Annotated in this window: 12 protein-coding genes; 6 read left to right on the top strand and 6 right to left on the bottom strand. The window is 60.3% G+C overall.

Features of this window, described 5'->3' with window-relative positions:
- Positions 1-15: 15 nt before the first annotated feature.
- The 6 genes from FHT86_RS16485 to galE all read left to right on the top strand — a co-directional run bounded on the left by FHT86_RS16485 (position 16) and on the right by galE (position 13032).
- Positions 16-840: an ABC transporter permease gene (locus tag FHT86_RS16485; RefSeq protein WP_133707912.1), complete on the top strand. Its 825-nt coding sequence runs from the start codon at positions 16-18 to the stop codon at positions 838-840.
- 2 nt (positions 841-842) lie between these two features.
- Positions 843-1634, top strand: coding sequence for an ABC transporter permease (locus FHT86_RS16480; RefSeq protein WP_133707911.1), 792 nt, complete (start codon positions 843-845; stop codon positions 1632-1634).
- A 6-nt stretch (positions 1635-1640) separates the two neighbouring features.
- Complete coding sequence (locus tag FHT86_RS16475) at positions 1641-2699, top strand: ABC transporter ATP-binding protein (protein WP_133707910.1); 1059 nt, start codon at positions 1641-1643, stop codon at positions 2697-2699.
- Positions 2700-3004: 305 nt separating this feature from the next.
- On the top strand, positions 3005-10540 hold the full coding sequence (locus FHT86_RS16470; protein ID WP_246779566.1) for a hypothetical protein: 7536 nt from the start codon (positions 3005-3007) through the stop codon (positions 10538-10540).
- Positions 10541-11086: 546 nt separating this feature from the next.
- Positions 11087-12061, top strand: coding sequence for a UDP-glucuronic acid decarboxylase family protein (locus tag FHT86_RS16465; RefSeq protein WP_133707909.1), 975 nt, complete (start codon positions 11087-11089; stop codon positions 12059-12061).
- Positions 12058-13032 (top strand): UDP-glucose 4-epimerase GalE, encoded by a 975-nt coding sequence (gene galE / locus FHT86_RS16460; RefSeq protein ID WP_133707908.1) that lies wholly within the window; start codon positions 12058-12060, stop codon positions 13030-13032. Before FHT86_RS16465 ends, galE begins: the two co-directional genes overlap by 4 nt.
- A gap of 3 nt (positions 13033-13035) precedes the next feature.
- Here galE and FHT86_RS16455 read toward each other — a convergent pair whose 3' ends face one another.
- The 6 genes from FHT86_RS16455 to FHT86_RS16430 are packed head-to-tail and all read right to left on the bottom strand — an operon-like array spanning position 13036 to position 20335.
- Positions 13036-14265 carry a glycosyltransferase family 4 protein gene (locus tag FHT86_RS16455; protein ID WP_133708613.1) on the bottom strand — a complete coding sequence of 410 codons (1230 nt, stop codon included), beginning with the start codon at positions 14263-14265 and terminating at the stop codon, positions 13036-13038.
- Positions 14262-15002 carry a class I SAM-dependent methyltransferase gene (locus FHT86_RS16450; RefSeq protein ID WP_133707907.1) on the bottom strand — a complete coding sequence of 247 codons (741 nt, stop codon included), beginning with the start codon at positions 15000-15002 and terminating at the stop codon, positions 14262-14264. The genes FHT86_RS16455 and FHT86_RS16450 overlap by 4 nt, the downstream gene beginning before the upstream one ends.
- Positions 14999-16309 (bottom strand): glycosyltransferase family 2 protein, encoded by a 1311-nt coding sequence (locus tag FHT86_RS16445; RefSeq protein WP_133707906.1) that lies wholly within the window; start codon positions 16307-16309, stop codon positions 14999-15001. Before FHT86_RS16445 ends, FHT86_RS16450 begins: the two co-directional genes overlap by 4 nt.
- Positions 16306-17529, bottom strand: coding sequence for a glycosyltransferase family 2 protein (locus FHT86_RS16440; protein WP_133707905.1), 1224 nt, complete (start codon positions 17527-17529; stop codon positions 16306-16308). Before FHT86_RS16440 ends, FHT86_RS16445 begins: the two co-directional genes overlap by 4 nt.
- Entirely contained in the window at positions 17526-19334 is a 1809-nt protein-coding gene (locus FHT86_RS16435) for an ABC transporter ATP-binding protein (RefSeq protein ID WP_133707904.1), read from the bottom strand. Before FHT86_RS16435 ends, FHT86_RS16440 begins: the two co-directional genes overlap by 4 nt.
- Positions 19331-20335 carry a glycosyltransferase family 2 protein gene (locus tag FHT86_RS16430; RefSeq protein WP_133707903.1) on the bottom strand — a complete coding sequence of 335 codons (1005 nt, stop codon included), beginning with the start codon at positions 20333-20335 and terminating at the stop codon, positions 19331-19333. Before FHT86_RS16430 ends, FHT86_RS16435 begins: the two co-directional genes overlap by 4 nt.
- Positions 20336-20819 lie beyond the last annotated feature (484 nt).

The raw sequence follows: 20819 nt of genomic DNA, 5'->3' as shown, positions 1-20819 counted from the left end.
CGCGGAATTCGATCGATGAAGCATCTCGCGAAATGGGGTTTGACGGCGCCGGCGATCATCGCCGTCGTGCTGTTTCTGCTCATTCCCGTGGCCATCACGATTGCCGCGACCTTTGCCGAGCCGAAGGGGTTGTTCTCGCCCTATGTCACCTTCTTCTCCAGCGGTTTTCGCCGCACCGTCCTTTACCGGACGATCGAAATCGCCCTCACAACGACGGTGATTTCGCTGTTCGTCGGTTTCATAGCCGCCTATGTGATCGCGCAGATGCCGGGCCGGGCGAAGAGCCTGATGATCATCGCTGCCGTGTTTCCACTGCTCACCGGCGTCGTCGTTCGCTCCTTCGCGTGGCTGATCATTCTCGGCAAGAACGGCATCATCAACGACATTTTGCTCTCGATCGGCGCGATCAGCGAGCCGCTTTCGATGCTCTATAGCGAGGGCTCCGTCATCGTCGCCATGGTCTATCTCTTCGTGCCGCTGATGATATTGACCCTCGTCGGCGTTCTCGAAGGCATACCGCAGGACCTGATCCAGGCGGCAACCTCGCTTGGGGCGACGCCGGCCGCGACTTTCCGTCAGGTCGTCCTGCCGCTCGCAACCCCCGGCCTCATTGTCGGCGCGGTGCTGGTCTTCACCGGCAGCTTCACCTCCTACGCCACCCCACAGCTTCTCGGCGGCGAAAAGCAGATGATGATGGGTACCTTCCTCTATCAGCGCGCCATGGTGACCTTCGACTGGGTCGGCGCCTCGACGATCGCTGCCATCATGGTCGTCGTGACGATCGGAATCGTGCTGATCATGAGCCGCATCGCCCGGCGCCTGAATCCGATGGCGGTGTGACCATGACGGCGAACCGCATCCATCCTCTCCTGATTGCTTTTACCGTCTGTGTCTTCTTCTTCCTGCTGACACCGCTCGTGATCATCATCGGCGCGGCCTTCAGCGATACCAGCTTTCTGACCTTTCCACCGCAGGGACTGACGCTGCACTGGTTCTGGAATATCTTCCAGATCGAGGCGTTCCGCACGACGGCGATTACCAGCTTCGAGCTTGCCTTTCTGGGTACGGCCCTCTCGCTGTTGATCGGCATCCCCGCGGCTTACGCCATCACCCGCTACAGGCTCGAGCTGCCGAGCTGGCTCTCGACGCTCTTCGTTCTGCCGATCCTCGTCCCCGAGATCGTTTTCGGCTTCTCGCTGATGAAATCGATCACCATCGGCCTCGACCTTCCGATCTTCGCGAGCCTGCTCATCGGCCACGCCCTGCTCGTCCTGCCGTATTCCGTGCGGGTGGTGAGCGCCAGTCTGGCAAGCTTCGATTTTTCGATCGAGGAAGCGGCGATCAGCCTAGGCTGCCCGCCGGTGAAGACTTTTCTCACGGTCGTCCTACCGAATATCCGCGCCGGCGTCATTGCCGCCTTCATCCTGGCCTTCATCACCTCCATCAACGATGTCTCCGTCTCGGTCTTCCTGACCGGGCCGGGCATATCCACGCTTCCGATCCAGATCCTTGCCCATATGGAACAGTTCTTCGATCCGACGATCGCCTCGGTGTCCGTGCTTTTGATGCTCGTCACCGTTGGCGTCATGGCGATCGTCGAAGCGACGTTGGGCCTCACCTTCCTGACCAAGTAGCCGCCCGTGACCGTATCGCTTTCCATCGACTCCATTACCGCCCATTACGGCAACACCCCGGTGCTGCAGGATCTGTCGCTTTCGATCGCCGCCGGCGAACTCGTTTCCCTGCTCGGCTCCAGCGGCTGTGGCAAGACCACCACGTTACGCCTCGTCGCCGGCTTCCTGCAGCCCACGAGCGGCACCGTCCGTCTCGGCGACCGGGATCTGACGAAGCTCCCGGCGCATGCCCGCAATATCGGTCTGGTCTTCCAGAACTACGCATTGTTTCCACATCTCACTGTCCTCGAAAACGTCGCCTTCGGCCTGAAGCAGCGGGGTATGGCCATGCCAGAGCGTTCGAAGAAGGCGGCAGCCATGCTGGAGCGCGTCGGGCTGTCCGGCCTTATGGACCGGCTTCCCTCGGCACTCTCCGGCGGCCAGAAACAGCGCGTAGCGCTTGCCCGCGCCCTCGTCATTGAGCCGCCGCTTTTGATGTTCGACGAACCGCTCTCCAACCTCGACGCCAAGCTCAGGATCGACATGCGCGTCGAGATTCGCCAATTGCAGCGCGCCAACGGCACGACGTCGCTCTACGTGACCCACGACCAGGAAGAGGCCTTCTCGATCTCGGATCGTGTCGCCATCATGAATGCCGGCCGCATTATGCAGCTCGACAGGCCCGAAGTGCTCTATCAGAAGCCGGCCAATGCCTTTGTCGCGCGCTTCGTCGGCTTCGAAAATCTCTTGTCCATGCGGGTCGTCGCCCGCAACGGCGCATCGGTCGCCACCGAAACCGCTGGCGGCGCCAGGATCATTCTTTCGCAGGATGATTTGGGGCCGATCCCCGACGAATTCGTTCTTGCCTGCCGCGCCGAAGGCCTGGCTGTTCGCCGCGAAGGTGCGGGTTTGCCGGCTGTTCTCGGAACAAGAACCTATCTCGGCCGCGCCTATCAATATCAATGCGCGACACCAGCGGGCGATATCGTCGCCAACGGAGCCTTGTCGGACCCTATGGCGGCGGGAAGTGAGGCCGTGCTCGTGCACTTGCCGGAACAGTGCTGCGTGCTTGCATCGGAGCGGTAAATAGAAGCCGGGCGTTCAAATGCCTTGCCTTAGAATGCAGGACGCCCGCTGGTATTGACCAAGCGGGCTTCTGAAGCCGCCGAGCTGTGCGGCGTAATTTCCGTCCTTGCGCAGAGCGGTCGAGGACCGCTCAAACCCAACCAGATCGGCTGAAGCATATCAACTTCAGGTTCAGGCAAGCCCGTTTGCGTACTCAGCGTCTACGACAAGGTGGGCTTGAATGGCCAATGCTCCTTCAGAGCTTGGACAGGCAAGCCATCTGCTGGCTGTTGGGACGTTGGACTTAACGTTTAGGATTTGCGGACATGACTTCGATCGTTTCTTCCCTGAATGTCAATCAGATCAGATATCTTTCGACAGCGGCAGTCGCAGCCTGGTCAACCGACGATGTGGCGTCGCTTTCCACAGCTCAGATCAAAGCGCTTTCTTCGGCTCAGATCGCAGCCTTGGATACAGAGGATGTCAAAGTCCTCGACACTCAACAGCTAAGCGCCATTTCACAAGGCGCCATAATTGGTTTGACGCTGGACCAGTTGAGCATTCTCGATAAGTACGCCATCGAAGGTCTAAGCTCGAGCCAGGTTTCCGCACTCACCACCACACAGCTTCATGCTCTAACGACAGATCAGGCGGAAGCTCTGACCTCATCTCAGGTCAGCGCCCTCAGAGTGACGCAACTCCAGGCCTTGACTGCGGAGGACATAGCGACATTCTCGACTGCCGATATCGCGGCGATCGCGAACGGAGCCTTGCCGGGCTTGAGCACGGACGCAATCGCGGCACTTTCCACCGATCAGATCGCCGCATTGACGACTGCCCAGGTTAATGCCCTCAAGGCAGGGCAACTCCAGGCCTTGAGCACCGATCAAATCGAGGCCCTGTCGCCCACTCAGATTACTGCCTTGAGCACCGGCGCGATTGCAGGCCTGACGACCGATCAGATCGCCGCCTTGAGCACCGACCAGGTCAGGGCCCTGTCACCGGCACAGGTGAAGTCGCTGAGTTCGACGCAACTTGCGGCCCTGAGCGCAGAGGATATAGCGACCTTCTCGACTACCGATATCGCAGCTATCACCAGCAAAGCCATGCCGGGCTTGAGCGCGGACATTGTCGCAGCCCTCACGACAGATCAGATCGCCGCCCTGAGCACGAGCGCGGTTGCAGGCCTGACGACCGATCAGATCGAGGCCTTGAGCCCTGATCAGGTTGAAGCCTTGTCTCCGACACAGGTGAAGTCGCTGAGTTCAACCCAACTTGCTGCTCTGAGTGCGGATGATCTAGCGACCTTCTCGACTGCCGATATTGCGGCGATCACGAACAAAGCCACGCCGGGCTTGAGCGCGAATACTATCGCTGCGCTTTCCACAGATCAGATCGCCGCCTTGAGCACGAGCGCGGTTGCAAGCCTGACGACCGATCAGATCGCGGCCTTGAGCCCAGATCAGATCGGGGCCCTGTCGCCGACTCAGGTGAAGTCGCTGAGTTCAACGCAACTATCTGCTCTGAGCGCGGAGGACAGTGCGGCCTTCTCGACTGCCGATATTGCGGCGATCACAAACAGGGCCATCCCAGGCTTGAGCACCGACATTATCGCCGGGCTCTCCACCGATCAGATCGCCGCATTGACGACTGCCCAGATCGCCGCTCTCAAGACGACGCAAATCGCGGCCTTGAGTGCGGACCAGGTCGAGGCCCTGTCGCCGACACAGGTGGCGTCGCTAAGTTCGACGCAACTTGCGGCCCTGAGCGCGGAGGATATAGCAACCTTCTCCGGCGCCGACATCGCCGCGATCACGGGCAAAGCCATGCCGGGCTTGAGCACGGACATTATCGCCGGGCTCTCCACCGATCAGATCGCCGCACTGACGACCGCCCAGATCGTCGCTCTCAAGACGACACAAATCGCGGCCTTGACCACCGATCAGGTCGAGGCCCTGTCGCCGACGCAGGTGATGTCACTGAGCTCCGCACAACTTGCTGCTCTGAGCGCCGAGGACATAACAACCTTCTCTGCCGCCGATATGGCAGCGATCACAGGCAAAGCCATGCCTGGCTTAAGCACGGAGGTTATCGCGGGGCTCTCCACCGAGCAAATCGCCGCGTTGACAACGGCCCAGCTTGGCGCCCTCAAGGCAACGCAAGTCCAGACCTTGAGCACCGATCAGATCGAGGCCCTGTCGCCCGCTCAGATTACTGCCTTGAGCACCGGCGCGATTGCAGGCCTGACGACCGATCAGATCGCCGCATTGAGCACCGATCAGGTCGAGGCCCTGTCGCCAACACAGGTGAAGTCGCTGAATTCGACGCAAGTTGGGGCCTTGAGCGCCGAGGATATAGCGACGTTCTCGACCGCGGATATCGCGGCAATCACCACCAGAGCCATGCCGGGCCTGAGCACGGACACGATCGCGGCGCTTTCCACAAATCAGATCGCCGCATTGTCGACGGTCCAGATCCCTAGCCTCAACGCAACGCAACTCCAGGCCCTGAGCACCGATCAGGTCGAGGCTCTGTCGTCGACGCAGGTGAAGTCATTGAGTTCGACGCAACTCGCTGCTCTGAGCGCGGAGGACATAGCGACCTTCTCCGCCGCCGATATCGCGGCGATCACCAGCAAAGCCATGCCGGGGTTGAGCACGGAGGCGATCTCAGCGCTTTCCACCAACGAGATTGCCACCCTGAGCACCAGCGTGATTGCGAGCCTGACGACCGATCAGATTGCGGCCTTGAGCACCGATCAGGTCGAAGCCCTCACATCGACACAGGTGAAGTCACTGAGTTCGACGCAACTTGCTGCTCTGAGTGCCGAGGACATAGCGACCTTCTCCACTGCCGATGTCGCGGCTATCACGGGCAAAGCCATGCCGGGCTTGAGCACGGATATTATCGCAGGGCTCTCCGCCGATCAGATTGCCGCACTGACGACGGCCCAGATCGCCGGCCTCAAAACGACACAAATCGCCGCCTTGAGCGCGGACCAGGTCGGGGCCTTGTCGCCGGTACAGGTGATGTCGCTGAGCTCCGCACAACTTGCGGCCCTGAGCGCCGAGGACATAGCGACCTTCTCGACCGCGGATATCGCGGCAATCACCAGCAAAGCCGCACCGGGCCTGAGCACGGACGCGATGGCGGCGCTTTCCGCCGATCAGATCGCAGCATTGACGACCGCCCAGATCGCCACCCTCAAAACGACACAACTCGCGGCCTTGAGCGCGGACCAGATCGGGGCGCTGTCGTCGGTACAGGTGAGGTCGCTGAGTTCGACGCAACTCGCAGCCTTGAGTGCGGAGGACATAGCGACTCTCTCGACTGCCGATATCGCAGCGATCACCAGCAAGGCCACGCCGGGCCTGAGCACGGACTCAATCGCCGCCCTTTCCACCGATCAGATCGCCGCATTGACGACGGCCCAACTCAACGCCCTCAAGGCAGCACAACTCCAGTCCTTGAATGCCGATCAGATCGCGGCTCTGTCGACCGCTCAGATTGCTGCCCTGAGCACCAGCGCGATTGCAGGCCTGACGGCCGACCAGATCGACGCTTTGAGCACCAATCAGGTCCAGGCCCTCTCGTCGACGCAGGTGAAGTCGCTGAGCTCGGCACAACTTGCGGCCCTGAGCGCCGAGGACATAGCGACCTTTTCGACCGCCGATATCGCGGCGATCAGCAGCAAAGCGATGCCTGGCTTGAGCGCGGAGGCGATCGCGGCGCTTTCCACAAATCAGATCGCCGCCCTGAGTGCCGCCGTCGTTGCAAGCTTGACGACCGATCAGATTGAAGCCTTGAGCACCGATCAGGTCCAAGCCCTCTCGTCGACGCAGGTGAAGTCGCTGAGCTCGGCGCAACTTTCGGCTCTGAGCGCCGAGGATATAGCGACCTTCTCGACGGCCGATATCGCGGCGATCACGAACAGAGCCATGCCGGGCTTGGATACGGACATTATCGCGGCCCTCACCAAAGATCAGATCGCCGCCCTCAGCACGAGTGCTGTTGCAAGCCTGACGACCGATCAGGTGGAAGCCTTGAACAGCAATCAGGTCAGCCTTCTATCCACCGCGCAGGTCAAGGCGTTGAGTTCGGCACAAGTCGCCGCCTTGGGCGACGATGTTGCAGTCCTGTCCACCGATCAAATTGCCATGTTGAGCACATCGGGCGTTGCGGGCCTGACCGCCGATCAGATTGGCGCCCTGACCGCCGATCAGGTCGACGCCTTCACCAGTGCCCAAATCGGTGCGCTCGGCTCGAGACAGATTGCGGCACTGAGCACGGATGACATAGAATCGCTTTCCGCGGCCCAGATCGCGGCACTGAGCGCTTCCGGTGTTGCGGGACTTTCGACCAGCCAGATCGCCGCTCTGAGCACCGGCCAGATTTCGATTTTATCGAGCAAGCAGATGGCAGCGCTGAGCTCGGCGCAAGTTGCTGCCCTGAGCACAAACGACATAGCGGCTCTTTCAACGAGCCAAATCGCCTCTCTGAGCACCGCTGGCATTGCGGGATTAAGCTCCCAGCAGCTGGCCACCCTCAGCACCAGTCAGGCTGAAGCCCTGACCAGTGCGCAGGTCGGCGATCTCCATTCCACACAGATTACGGTGCTCGGGCCGGACGACATAGCGACGTTTACGACCAAGGATATTGCCGCGATTAGTTCGAGTGCTATCCCGGGATTGTCGACAGAGACCATAGCCTCCCTGACGACAGCCCAGATCGCAGCCCTGAGCACGCAGAGCATCAGTGCGCTGAGCACCGCGCAGATCGCCGCCTTGAGCACAGCACAGGTCGAGGCCCTAACCAATGCCCAGGTCGGCGCGCTCGGCTCAAAACAGATTGCGGCCCTGAGCACCGACGACATAGCAACGTTCTCGACCAAGGACATCGCGGCGATCAGCTCGAATGCCATCTCCGGGTTGTCGACAGACACGATCGCCTCGCTGTCGACCGCTCAGATCGCAGCCCTGAGCACGGCAGACATCAACGCACTGAGCACCAAGCAGATTGCAGCCTTGAGCGCCGCTCAGGTGGAGGCCCTGACCAGTGCGCAGGTTGGCACTCTCAGTTCCACACAGCTTGCAGTGCTTGGGCCGGACGACATAGCAACCTTCACGACCAAGGACATTGCCGCGATCAGTTCCGGTGCGATCACGGGATTGTCGACAGAGACCATAGCCTCCCTGACGACCGCTCAGATCGCAGCCTTGAGCACGGTAGGCATTGCTGGGCTGAGCACCAAGCAAATCGCGGCCCTCAGCACAGATCAGGTGGACGCCCTGACCAAAGCCCAGGTCGGCGCCCTCACCTCGAAACAGATCGCAGCCCTGAGCACCGCCGAGATCGCCTCGCTTTCGGCAGACCAGATAGCCGCTCTCGGCACGGCCGGCATAGCGGGCCTTAGCAGCGATCAAATCGCGGCCCTCAGTATCGATCAGGTCGAGGCCTTGACCAGCGCCCAGGTCGGCGCCCTCAGCTCGAAACAGATTGCGGCGCTGAGTGCGGACGATCTGGATACGTTTACCCCCGCCGAAATCGCCGCAATCAGCTCGAGTGCGATCGCGGGCCTGTCGACGGCGACGATCGGCTCGCTTTCAGCGACCCAGATCGCAGCCCTGGGCACAGCAGCCATATCGGGCTTAACCACCGACCAGATCGCCGCCCTCAGCACCGATCAGGTGGATGCCCTGACCAATGCCCAGGTCGGCGCCCTCACCTCGAAACAGATCGCCGCCATGAGCGCGGGCGACATCGCTTCGCTTTCGCCAGACCAGATAACTTCTTTGGGTACGGCGAGCATATCGGGCCTGAACACCGATCAGATCGCGGCCCTCAGCATCGATCAGGTCGAAGCCTTGACCAGCGCCCAGGTCGGCATGCTGAGCTCGAAACAGATTGCAGTTCTCAGTGTCGACGATCTGAATACCTTCACCCCCGCCGAAATGGCCGCGATCAGTATGAACGCGGTCTCGGGCCTGTCGACGGCGACGGTCCGCTCGCTGACGGCGACCCAGATCGCGGCCCTCGACACGGCGACTATATCGGGCCTGACGACCGACCAGATCGCAGCCTTGAGCGCCGATCAGGTCGAGGCCCTGACCGACGCCCAGGCCGCCGCCCTCACATCGAAGCAGATTCCCGCCCTGAGCACGGAGAACATCGCCTCGTTTTCGCCAGACCAGATTGCCTCTCTCGACACGGCAGCCATATCGACCCTGACCACTGATCAGATCGCAGCCTTGAGCGCCGATCAAGTCGAGGCTCTGACCAGCGCCCAGGTCGGTGCGCTCAGCTCGAAACAGATTGCGGCTCTCGGCACGAACGATCTGGATACCTTCACCCCTGCCGAAATGGCTGCAATCAGCTCGAATGCGATCTCGGGTTTGTCGACGGCAACGATCGCTTCGCTGACGGCGGCCCAGATCGCAGCTCTGGGCACTGCAGGCATATCGGGTCTGACCACCGATCAGATCGCCGCACTCAGCACCGACCAAGTGGACGCCCTGACCAATGCGCAGATCGGTGCTCTCACCTCAAAACAGATCGCCGCTCTCAGCACCAATGAGATCGCTTCGCTTTCGCCGGAGCAGGTGGCAGCACTCGGCACGGCAGGCATAGCGGGCCTGACCACCGATCAGATCGCGGCGCTTAACATCGATCAGGTCGAAGCCCTGACCAGTGCGCAGGTCGGCGCGCTCAGCTCGAAACAGATTGCGGTTCTGGGAACGGACGATCTGGACACCTTCACTCCCAGCGAGATAGCTGCAATCAGCTCGAATGCGATCTCCGGCTTGTCGACGGCGACGATCGCTTCGCTTTCGCCGGAGCAGGTGGCAGCACTTGGTACGGCAGGCATATCGGGCCTGACCACTGACCAGATCGCGGCCCTCAGCACGGACCAAGTGGACGCCCTGACCAATGCTCAGGTCGGCGCCCTCACCTCGAAACAGATTGCCGCGCTGAGCACGGCCGATATCGCCTCGCTTTCGGCAGATCAGATAGCCTCTCTCGGCACGGCCGGCATAGCAGGCCTCAGCAGTGCCCAAACCGGCGCCTTGAGCCTTGAGCAGGTCGAAGCACTCTCCACCAGTCAGATCGCCGCATTGAGTTCGTCCGGCCTTGCAGGGTTGACCTCTGAGGATCTGGAAACGTTCTCGCTGGACAAACTCGCCGCGATTGGCTCGAGCGCGATAAAGGGACTGTCCACGGACTTCATCGCGGCGCTTTCGCCTGATGAGATTGCAGCCTTGAGTACGGCCGGCGTCGCCGGATTGAGCAGCGATCAGGTCAGAGCTCTCAGCGAGGATCAGATCGAAGCACTCTCAACCAGTCAGATAGCAGCATTGAGTTCGGCTGGGCTTGCGGGGTTGACCTCCGAGGATTTGGAAACGCTCCCGACCGAGGAACTCGCTGCGCTTAGCCCGACGGCGATAAGGGGACTATCCACGACTGTTGTCGCGTCCCTATCCCCTGACGAGATCGCCGCTTTGACGACAAGCCAAGTGGCTTCGCTGAGCTACGGCCAGGTGGCGGCAATGAGTTCAGCACAAATCGGAGCGCTGTCGACGTCGCAGGTCAGCGCCTTCAGCGCAATGCAGGCAGCCGCGCTGAGCCCTGACGACCTCGGTGCGTTTTCCGCCGAGCAGATCATCAGCCTGAATTCGAGTGCGATCTCGGGATTGAGCACCAGCGCGCTCGCTGCCCTGACGCCATCCCAGGCTGAGGCCTTTACCCCGGGTCAGATCGCCGCCATGACTTCGGCGCAGGTTGATGCGTTGACGAGTAACGGACTGGCGAGCGGCTCCACCGGAAATGATGTCGCCGCAGACATTTTGTCTTACCTTGCGGTCTGACCTTCAGCGCGGACGAACCCATATCTCCGCAGTCCTGCGCCGCCGGCTTTTCTCCGGCGGCGTTAGTTTTGATCACACCTTCAACGCCCTTTCCAGACCGGCTTGCGCTTCTCGCGGGGGCCTCTGATCACACGGAGACTTGTGAATTCTTCGGTCATCTTCGTAGCCTTACTGACCTCCACATTAGCCGACACTTCCTGGGCATGTGACGTGCCGCAATCCGTCCTCATCGCTTAGGAAGGCTACCGAAAGCGACGGCCGTACGGCTTAAGAGTCTTCATTCTTCCTCAGACTAAGGTCCAGTTCATGACAGGACCTATGTCCGAAGACGAAAGTCTTTGGTCCTAATACCATAGAATTACACCTTCCGCTGCGCCAGTTGTCTCCCGGGATGGAAGCGGCGAGATATCGGGCCGCTTCTTGTAGAGCATGCGGAGAAGGTCGATGAACATGAACGGCGTCCTCAAAAACGGCATCCTCGCCCCCGCGCTTGCCGCGGCCTCCGACGGCAACGGCGTCACCCTTTTGGCTGAGAGATAAGCGGCGATGCAGCAAGCAAAGCGAATTCTGATTACCGGCGGCGCAGGCTTCCTCGGATCATTCCTGTGCGAACGACTTTTGCAGGAAAAACATGAGGTTATCTGCGTGGATAATTTTTTTACGGGACGCAAGAGCAACGTCTCGCACCTGCTTGACAACAGGTCGTTCGAAATCGTCCGCCACGACATCACCTTCCCCCTCTACGTAGAGGTCGATGAGATCTACAATCTCGCTTGTCCCGCAAGTCCGGTTCACTACCAGTACGATCCGGTGCAGACCACCAAGACCAGCGTCCACGGTGCGATCAACATGCTGGGCCTCGCCAAGCGGGTCGGCGCAAAGATCCTCCAGGCCTCCACGTCCGAAGTCTATGGCGATCCCGAGATCCATCCCCAACAGGAGGATTATTGGGGCAGAGTGAACCCGATAGGACCGCGCTCCTGCTACGACGAAGGCAAGCGCTGCGCCGAGACGCTGTTCTTCGATTACTGGCGCCAGCACCGGCTCCGGATCAAAGTGGCGCGCATCTTCAACACCTATGGTCCAAGAATGCGCCCCGATGACGGTCGCGTCATTTCCAACTTCATTGTGCAGGCACTGCAGAACGAGCCGATAACGGTTTATGGCAACGGCCAGCAGACACGCTCATTCTGCTATGTCGACGACCTCATTGACGGCCTGGTTCGCTTGATGGGGACAAAGGAAGAGGTTACCGGCCCGATCAACCTTGGCAACCCGGCGGAGTTTACAATGCTGGAGCTTGCCGAACTCGTCATAGAACTGACCGGTAGCCGATCGAAGATAATATACCTGCCCTTGCCTGCCGACGATCCCCGGCAACGACAGCCTGACATCGGGCTCGCCATGCGCGACCTCGGTTGGAAGCCCAAGGTCCAATTGCGGGATGGGCTTGCCAGAACGATCGCCTATTTCGAAGACCTGCTTTCGTTGGACGGTTCGCAGGCGGTCGCTGCAGAATGACGACCGTTCTTGTCACAGGCGGAGCCGGTTATATCGGATCGCATTGCTGCAAGGCTTTCGCCGAGGCCGGCTGGTCGGTCGTCACCTATGACAATCTCTCCCGCGGCTGGCGCGACGCAGTCAAATGGGGCCCGCTCGTCGTGGGCGACATCGCAGACGCTGAGACAATGGCTGCGGCCCTTCGCCAGTACCGACCGGATGTGGTGGCCCATTTCGCTGCCTACGCCTATGTCGGCGAATCCGTCTGGTATCCTGAACTCTACTATCGGAACAACAGTTTCGGGACACTGGTCCTTATTGAGGAAATGCTCAAGGCCGGGGTAAACAGGCTGATCTTTTCGAGTACGTGCGCTTCCTACGGCATTCCGGTACGCACCCCGATCGACGAGAACCATCCGCAATGGCCGATCAATCCCTATGGATGGTCGAAATTCATGATCGAACGGATGGTGGAGGATTTCTCGCGTGCTCGGGGCCTCAATGCGGTGATGCTGCGATATTTCAATGCCGCAGGCTGCGACCCTGATGGCGAGACCGGCGAACGGCACGAACCCGAGACGCATGTCGTTCCGCTCGTCATAGAGGCGGCGATCAAACCGGGCCGGGTCTTTACCGTCAACGGCACCGATTTCGACACACGGGACGGCACTGCCGTCCGCGATTACATCCACGTCACCGATCTGGCGCACGCCCATGTCCGTGGAGGCGAAAAGCTATTGCGGGACCAGGGAGTGCATGTCTACAACCTCGGCACGGGCAACGGAACGACGGTGAAGGAACTGGTCGACGCAGTCGGCCGCGTTTCCGGACAGAGAGTTCCCGTTGCCTATGGCCCCCGCAGAGCCGGCGATCCACCGGCTCTGGTAGCCTCGGCCGACAAGGCCAAGTTGGAGCTAGGATGGGTGCCAAGGCAATCCGGCATCGACAGGATCATAGAGACGGCGCTCGCCTGGTATCGCAACCGAATTTGATCCTTACTTGCGGGCCGTTGTCAGAAAATTATCGAGAGAGGCGCCGACCGCTTCGATCGAGAATTTTTCGGTCACCCGGTTTCTGCCGGCCGCGCCGAGCCGGGCTCGAAGCGCGCTGTCGTCTTTCAATCTCGCCAAGGCCTGTGCAATTTCCTCCGGCCGCTCCTGCCCCACCATCAGGCCGCCCGAGGCCTCTCCATCGGCCATAATGTCCGGCAAACCCTGCGCGTCCGTGGCGATGACGGGAAGGCCGCAGGCCATCGCCTCCAATGGCGCGACCGGCATGCCTTCGATGCGGGAGGCCGTGACATAGGCATCGGCGGCCGAAAGCCAGCGCCGGATTAGAGGCCGGTCCGTCGTGTAGCTGGAAAGCCATTGCACATTCGACAGGCCGCTTTCGCGAAGGAGCTTTGCGAAGGCCTCGCTATCCTGCCCTGAGCCGATAATCACCAACTGGCTAGATGAATCGTCGGCAAAGTGTGCCCAAGCCTTTAAGAGAACATCGAGCCCCTTGCGGCGGATGTCGATGCGTCCGTGATTGAGGACAATGAAGCAATCCCGCGGCAGGCCGAGGCTTGTTCGCGCCTCCAAGCGGTCCATCGCCTGCCATTCCCCGGTATCGAGCGGGTTCGGGATATTCGCGATGTCGAGCGCAATGCGCGGATAAGCCTTGGAGAGACGGTCGCGTTCCGCGGAGGAAGCGACGATGAGGCCGCGGCAGGCGCGCAGCGAGAGCTGTCTCGCAACCGCCTCGATCCAGGAAAGCGTGCGATCTCCGCCCTGGAAGGTGGCATAAAGGGGCACGTCTAGTCTGCGCGCCAGCCATGCAAGCGCATCGAAGCGAATATACTCATACTCCTGGGCAAGCAGCACGTCGCATCGGGAGCGGGTGAGGATCTCGCGGAAGGCGGCAAGTGGCGTCGCGACCCCGCGCCGCAGGCTGTAGGCGGTAGGAGAATGGCCTTGCCGGGGCCGCTTTCCCGGTGCGACCCAGATTGGCGTGCCCGTGCCCGAATGCTCGTAGCGCTCTATTCTGGTCACCCGTTCAGACGCGCAGACGATGATCGGCTTGTGGCCTGCCGAGCTCAGCGCCGCGGCATAGCCGAACAGCCAACCTCCGGTCATCCGCTCGACGAAATCCTCGAGTTCAAGCCCAATCGGGTCGAGAAATTCCTCGATCACATCGCCCCATGGGAAGAGGGCTATCAACTGCGGCGTCCGGTGGCCGGTCATTTGCGCCAAGCAAAAGCCGTCTCGGTGCCGCGCGTGGAAGGTCGGTGCATCAGATAACCGATGACCGTCGCGGGCGCCGCCAGCGCATAGAGTATCTTGCGACGGCGACGACCGAGGCGGGAGAACGAGACGTCATGGAAGAAAGCCGTGGCGGGGTTGATGAATGTGGCACGCCTTTCCGGCCGCCTGTCGAAAAGGGCTGCGAGTTCCGGGTCGCGGTATCCCCGCCTGACGTGCCCCCATTCACGCATCAACTCGCTCTCATGCGGACAATAGCGTTTCATCACGCTGAAATAGGGATAGTGCCAATTGACCTCAGGGGTGGAGATGAGGACATGTCCGCCCGGCCGCACCACCCGCAACGCCTCCTGCGCGGCGCGGCGATCGTCCTCGATATGCTCCAGCACATCGAACAGGGTGACGATGTCAAAACTGTCGTCGGCGAAAGGCAGCGAACAGGCATTGCCGCAAATGAAGGTCGATCTCGCCCACGGCGGCTGATGGTCGCCCAGTTCCGGGTCGATGTCGAGCGTGACGATCTCCGCATCCGGATAGAGGATGCTGGCAAGGCCGCTGCGACCACCGCCGATTTCCAGCACGCGTCCCAAGCCGCCGGTCTCGGTCGGGGCAACGCGGTGGATGGCACGCATCTTCTCACGATAGAACAGGCCATCGGTCAGGCCATTCGGATAAGGATTCCTGGACAGAAACCGACCGAGCGGTGCCTTCTTGATCATTTCGCTGTTCCCTTAGCATCCGTGGCGGCTGCGTGCATGGCTATCCGCCGCTTTCTCCAGCCGAAGCGCAGGAGAAACTGCAGCCCGGCCAGCCATCCCTGCATTTCGGAGGCCAAAATTCCGAGCCTGCCCGGCGGCCCCTCGAAAAGCGACTTGACGAAAGTCTTCACGAAATACACCGGCAGTTGCTTGCAGATACGCACGATGTTTCCGCGATCGCCGAAATTGTCGTACTGCGCCACAAGCGCCGCTACATGGCCCTTCATGTAGGCTCTTACCTGCCGCTTAAGCCCGGGCCAGTCGCTGCGATGGTGGTGGAAAACGACGGCCCGGGGTTCGTAGAGGCACGCTCCGCCGGTTGCCAGCAGCCGGTACCAAAGTTCCGAGTCTTCGGAGCATCCTGCAGCCCCCGCGCCGAGGCGCTCGTCGAACATGCCGACCCGCTCGAATACAGATCGCTGAAAGGCCATGTTGGCTCCGGCGCCGATCTTCCAGACATGCGCCCCGCTCGGCTGCGTCTCTTCAAAGAAGCGCCTGTCAAAGGTGAGCGGCACAAAAGTGGTCCCGAAGCCGCCCATGGTGAACTGAAAAGAGCGTTGCGCTGCCGTGTCGAGGCGCGCCGGCAGCACAAGGCCGGTGAACGCCTCGATATTCCGATCCGCAAAGGCACGCGCGATTTCCGCGGTCCAGCCGGGATGGGCTTCGACGTCATCGTCGGTGAAGGCAATGATATGCAGCCGGCTTGCACGAATTCCGGCGTTTCTCGCACGGCTCAAGCCAGCGCGCGGCTCATGGACATAGAGGATGCCAGGAAACTGCCCGCACACGCCCTTGGCATTCCCATCGCGAGAATTGTCGACGACGATGACTTCCCCCGGAGTGCTGCGCTGTGCCGCCACGCTGCGAAGGCAGTCGGCCAGCGCCGGCCCCCGATCGCGGGTGCAGATCACCACAGAGATGTCACGCGCAGAAGCGCAAGACTTGACTGCGAACTCTTCGAGGCTTTCGACCAGATTTTCCGCTTTAAGCGCGGCCTCGAGCGAGAGCACCGGCTTCGGCCATCCTTCATACGTGGCTCGCAACGGCGCACCTAGCCCGGTGCTGCGTGCTTCCAATTGCGCGGCAGCATATTCGGCGGCAAGCTGGCGCAACTGAGAGATCCCGAAAGGTAACTCATCCTGCAAGGATGCACGCATCCCAAGCGGCAGGTCTCTCCACCAGAAGATCGACAATGCAGGCTCGCCCAGGGTGCCGGTATCGGCGGTGGCGAGATCGATATGCCGCACGTCAAAGCGCTCTGCGGTCATGGGTTGCGCTCCCGGATCGCCTGGATGCGGGCACACGAGCGATCATATTCGCCAGCAAGGCCGTAGATTCCGCCCCACAGCTCCGCCATGCCGAAACGCAGGTCGTGGCCGCGAAACCGGCTTGCGGCGCGTGCAAGCGCCTTTAGCTGGTCGAAGAACCACCACCGGACCATGGCGCGATGCCGCGCCCGCATTTCATCGTCGGTGCGATAGCTTTTGACAAGAAAGGCCATCATGCCGAGACCCCACGTCCAGTATTGCCGCCTGAGCTGCGGAATGGTTTCGCGATGCTCGTGATAGACTGCGTACTCCGGCTCATAGATCATGGAGCGGCCTGACCGCAGCACACGGTAAAAAATATCGAGATCGCCGCCTCCGGGCAGCGGCGCTCCCGTATCGAGCGCTTCATCGAAGCCACCAAGCTCCATGAGCAATGCGCGGTCGAAGGCCATGTTGCAGCCGGCACCGAGAACGCCGGAACCCACGGGATGGAGCGGATTGTCAAAGCGAGCTTTGTGGAACTCCCTTCGAGCAAAGCCTCGCCCAAACCCTCCTCGTCGCTCGAAAAAGATCTGCGCCTCGGTGTCGAGGCGAAACGGCAACACGAGGCCCGTGAAACCGCCGACGCCGGGATTGTCCCGGCACGCCTTGGCAAGGCCCGCAAGCCAATTGCGATCCACCACCACGTCGTCGTCCAGATAGGCGATGAAATCGCCCCTGGCCGCATGAAGAGCCGCGTTGCGGGCAAAATCGAGCCCCGCCCTCGGTTCGAAAACATAATGGACGTCCCTGAAACCCGCGACGGCCTCGCGCGTGGCGGCATCCACCGATGCATTGTCGACCACGAGGATTTCGACGAACTGGAAGGCGGATTCGGCCCGAACCCGATCGAGCGAGCCTAGCAGTCGGGAAAGACGCTGCGCGCGATCCTTGGTGCAGATTGCAATGCTTAGGCTCGGCAGCGCCGCCCCCTCCATCGGCTGCCGTTTTCTTAGCTCTTCTTCCAGCTTAGCAACGAGGATGCGCCCTGCAAAGCGCTCGCCGGCAAGGGTTTTCAGCCTTTCGACCGTCATCATCGATCCGGCTGATAGCTCGACCATTTCGAATGCGATCAGTCGGCCCTTCCATCGGGCGATGAGGCCGACTCCCTTCTGCCCGGCTGAGAGTTCGATCGGCGCCAAGGGCTCCGATAGCTCGATGTCAGCAAGTTTGTAGCTCATCCACTAATTTCCAACCTGGTGCCGCGACTATTCTGAAACTCGTTGAGCCTGGAAAAGTGACCCTGCCGTTTGAGGAGTTCGTCCGGCGAGCCGGCCTCGATTACGCGCCCCTTCGCCATCACGATAATCTGGTCGGCAGCCTGAATGGTCGAAAGCCGGTGAGCGATCACGACAACAGTGCGGTTATGCGAGTACTCATCGAGTGCGAGCTGAAACGCCTGTTCGGTTTCGGCGTCGAGCGCGTTCGTGGCCTCGTCCAGGAGCAGAATATCGGGATTTCGAAGTATTGTTCGGGATAGCGCTACGCGCTGCCTTTGCCCGCCCGACAGACGCATCCCCTGGTCGCCTATCTGCGTCCCGTAGCGATGCGGAAGCAGTCGGATGAAATCGTCCGCCTTGGCGATTTCGGCGGCTTTGCGTATCTCTGCCTCGCCAGCATCCAGGTCGCCATAGGCGATGTTGGCTGAAATCGTGTCGTTGAAGAGATGGACCTCCTGCGACATCAACGACAGGCGCTTGCGCCAACTGCGAAGATCGAATTCGGGAAGGGGTATACCGTCTGCGAGGATCGCACCGGAAGTGGGATCCATAAAACGGAAAAGCAGCGCCATCACCGTTGATTTACCTGCCCCCGACTCCCCCACGATCGCTGTGGTCTTGCCTGCGGGAATACTGAAGGAGACGTCCTGCAGGGCCAGCGGCTGGCCAGGTGCATAGCGGAACGAGACATTTCGGAATTCAACGGCCTTGCTGAACGCGGGTGCCGGCACATGACCCTGGGAGAGAAACGGCCTCTCGGTCGTCCGCAGAAAATCATCGACGTCGTCGATACTGCCGGCGAGCCCGTCCAGTGCGATCTTCGACTGCAGCAGCTCCCGGGTCGGACCTTGAAGACGGTATAGCAACGATAGAAAAGCAGCCAGCGCTGCAATGCCTAAACCTACCGTCTGAGCTGCGAGAACGAGCGCACCGATCAGGATTGTGATCGAGATTTCCGAGACAGGCCCGGGTGTCGCCCATAACATATCGAGCTTCAGGAGGCGGCGTCGCACATTGTCCGAACTTTTCAGGAAGCGATTGCGTTCATAGTCTTCCTGGGCAAATGCCCGGATCAATTGCAGCGCGTTGATGCTCTCCCACATCCTGAGGCCGAACTGCTTATTTTCTTCGACAACGGCCTTGCCGGTCTCGTCTGCGCGGCGCGTCGCCAGGCGAATGGCGATGGCCCCAAGGAGCAGGAACATCATCGAAAAGAAAGTCAGCCGAATGGAAATCAGGAGCATGAGAAGGATGAAGACGACGAACGTGCTGAAGCAGATCATCAAACGGTAGGCGAGGCTCAGTGCCTGACTGACCTTCCATGTATTGTTGGCAATTGTCGTGATGATGTCCGAGCGCTTGTTTTCGACCCTGTAGTCGATGCAGGAGCTTATTGTCTGGTCGAAGACCCTCGCTCTCAGCCGATGCGCAACAAGCCCATCGACATAACGGGTCACCCAGGTATTGATGAGATGGACCGCATTCTTCAAGAGAATGCTGACGCACAACACTCCGACCAGGAATGCAGTCAAATGTTGCTGAGGAACAGGCGATAGAAGTTGGTCGAAAATACGCTGCCATTCCCCCTGCTGCGCCGTCGCAGCACCTAGGCTCTGAATGAGGGGAATGAAGAGAAAGAGGCCGGCACCCTCGAGGACCGCCGCAGCCAGCCCGAGCCCGACGATGGTCGGTCCCGCCCAAGCAGGCGCCCCTGCCAAGGAGAAAAGCCGGCGCAATCGCTTAAAGAGGGAACCGCCCGCCGTCACTGGATCGTCTCCGTATAGAGAGGTCGGAAATCGGCGTTCTTGCTTCGCAATCCCCTCAAGCGCGCCTTGACCCAATTGGGTACCAGTCTGGCTCGGCAATATACGTCCAGCATGCTCGGCAAGCTCGAAATCGCCAGACGCGGCTCCAAGGCCAGGAATCGCCTCAACAGATCACAGCCATCGAAAAATCGTCCGCTGACAAAAGCTCGGATGACGAGCCAATGAATCATGTCGACCAAATGCGCATCGAGGTCTGTGCCGTACTGAGGATATTTTTTGCGATACTCGGCAAGGACGATTTCACACGAACGAAGCATCTGCTTGACGTCACTCGACATGTTCGTGTTCGTCATGCGGTAGCCGATAAGGTGTTGCTGTACGACGCGAAATTCGTAGCTCTCCGCAATTCTGAGACAAATCAGAAGATCCTCGCAGCCCTGGGCTTTTCGCGCCCTTAGCGAGGAGTCGAATTTCCCGGCTTTTTCGAAGGCGGAACGGCGCATGAGCATCGAGCTGCCATTGCCGACGAAATTGTTTCTGCACATGCTCTGAAGAACGCGCCCTTCGGCGCTCGGCCGGTTATGGAGCGAAAACACACGGCTATCCTCGTCGATAAGGGCATACCAGCAATAGGCCAATCCTGCCGACGGCCCGCCCTTTTCAAGAGCTTGCCATTGAAGAGCGACCTTTGAGGGAGCCCATAAATCGTCAGCATCGACAAACGCCAGAAACTCAGCATCGGTCGCAGCCGCACCGTTGTTGCGTGCTGCGGCGACGCCGCTGTTGGACTGCTGAAGGATCCGAATCCGTCGATCCTGCTTTGCATAAGCGGCCACGATTGATGCAGAATTATCTGACGAACCGTCATCGACTACGATGATGTCCAGCGCCTGATGGGTCTGCTGGCAGATACTGGCCAATGTAGCACCGATCGTTCGTTCGGCATTGAACATCGGCACGACGACCGCAACTGTGGCACTTTGCTCACGTTCCACAGTCATTGCCACCCTTGGCGATGAGGTCGACACCAGACGACGCCGTCGTCGGCGGAAGAAGCGGCAAATGCCAAGGCAAGGATGCCGCTTTTGAGGACGCCGTTCATGTTCATCGACCTTCTGCGCATGCTCTACAAAAAGCGGTCCGGTATCTCGCCGCTTCCATCCCGGGAAACAACTGGCGCAGCGGAAGGTGTAATTCTATGGCATTAGGACCAAAGACTTTCGTCTTCGGACATTGGTCCTGTCATGAACTGGACCTTAGTCTGAGGAAGAATGAAGATTCTTAAACCGCGGTCGGCAATGTCGGATCGCCGCTTTACCCCCCGAGTTCAGCTGGACTTTTCGCGAAGCGAGCTTCTGGAAGTCTGTGTATCCTGCATCCTGAGCGGAGGAAAACAGTTCACCGGACTGTATTATCGCAAAGCGAGCGCCCTTCAGCCTTGAGGTTGTGGTGCGAGGACGAGGATACCATCGCGAGGGAAAGCGA

Origin of the sequence: Rhizobium sp. BK313, from assembly GCF_014193655.1 — a bacterium.
GTDB lineage: Bacteria > Pseudomonadota > Alphaproteobacteria > Rhizobiales > Rhizobiaceae > Rhizobium.
Note: the sequence above shows the minus strand (reverse complement) of the source record. Positions and strands in the feature narration are given on the sequence as shown.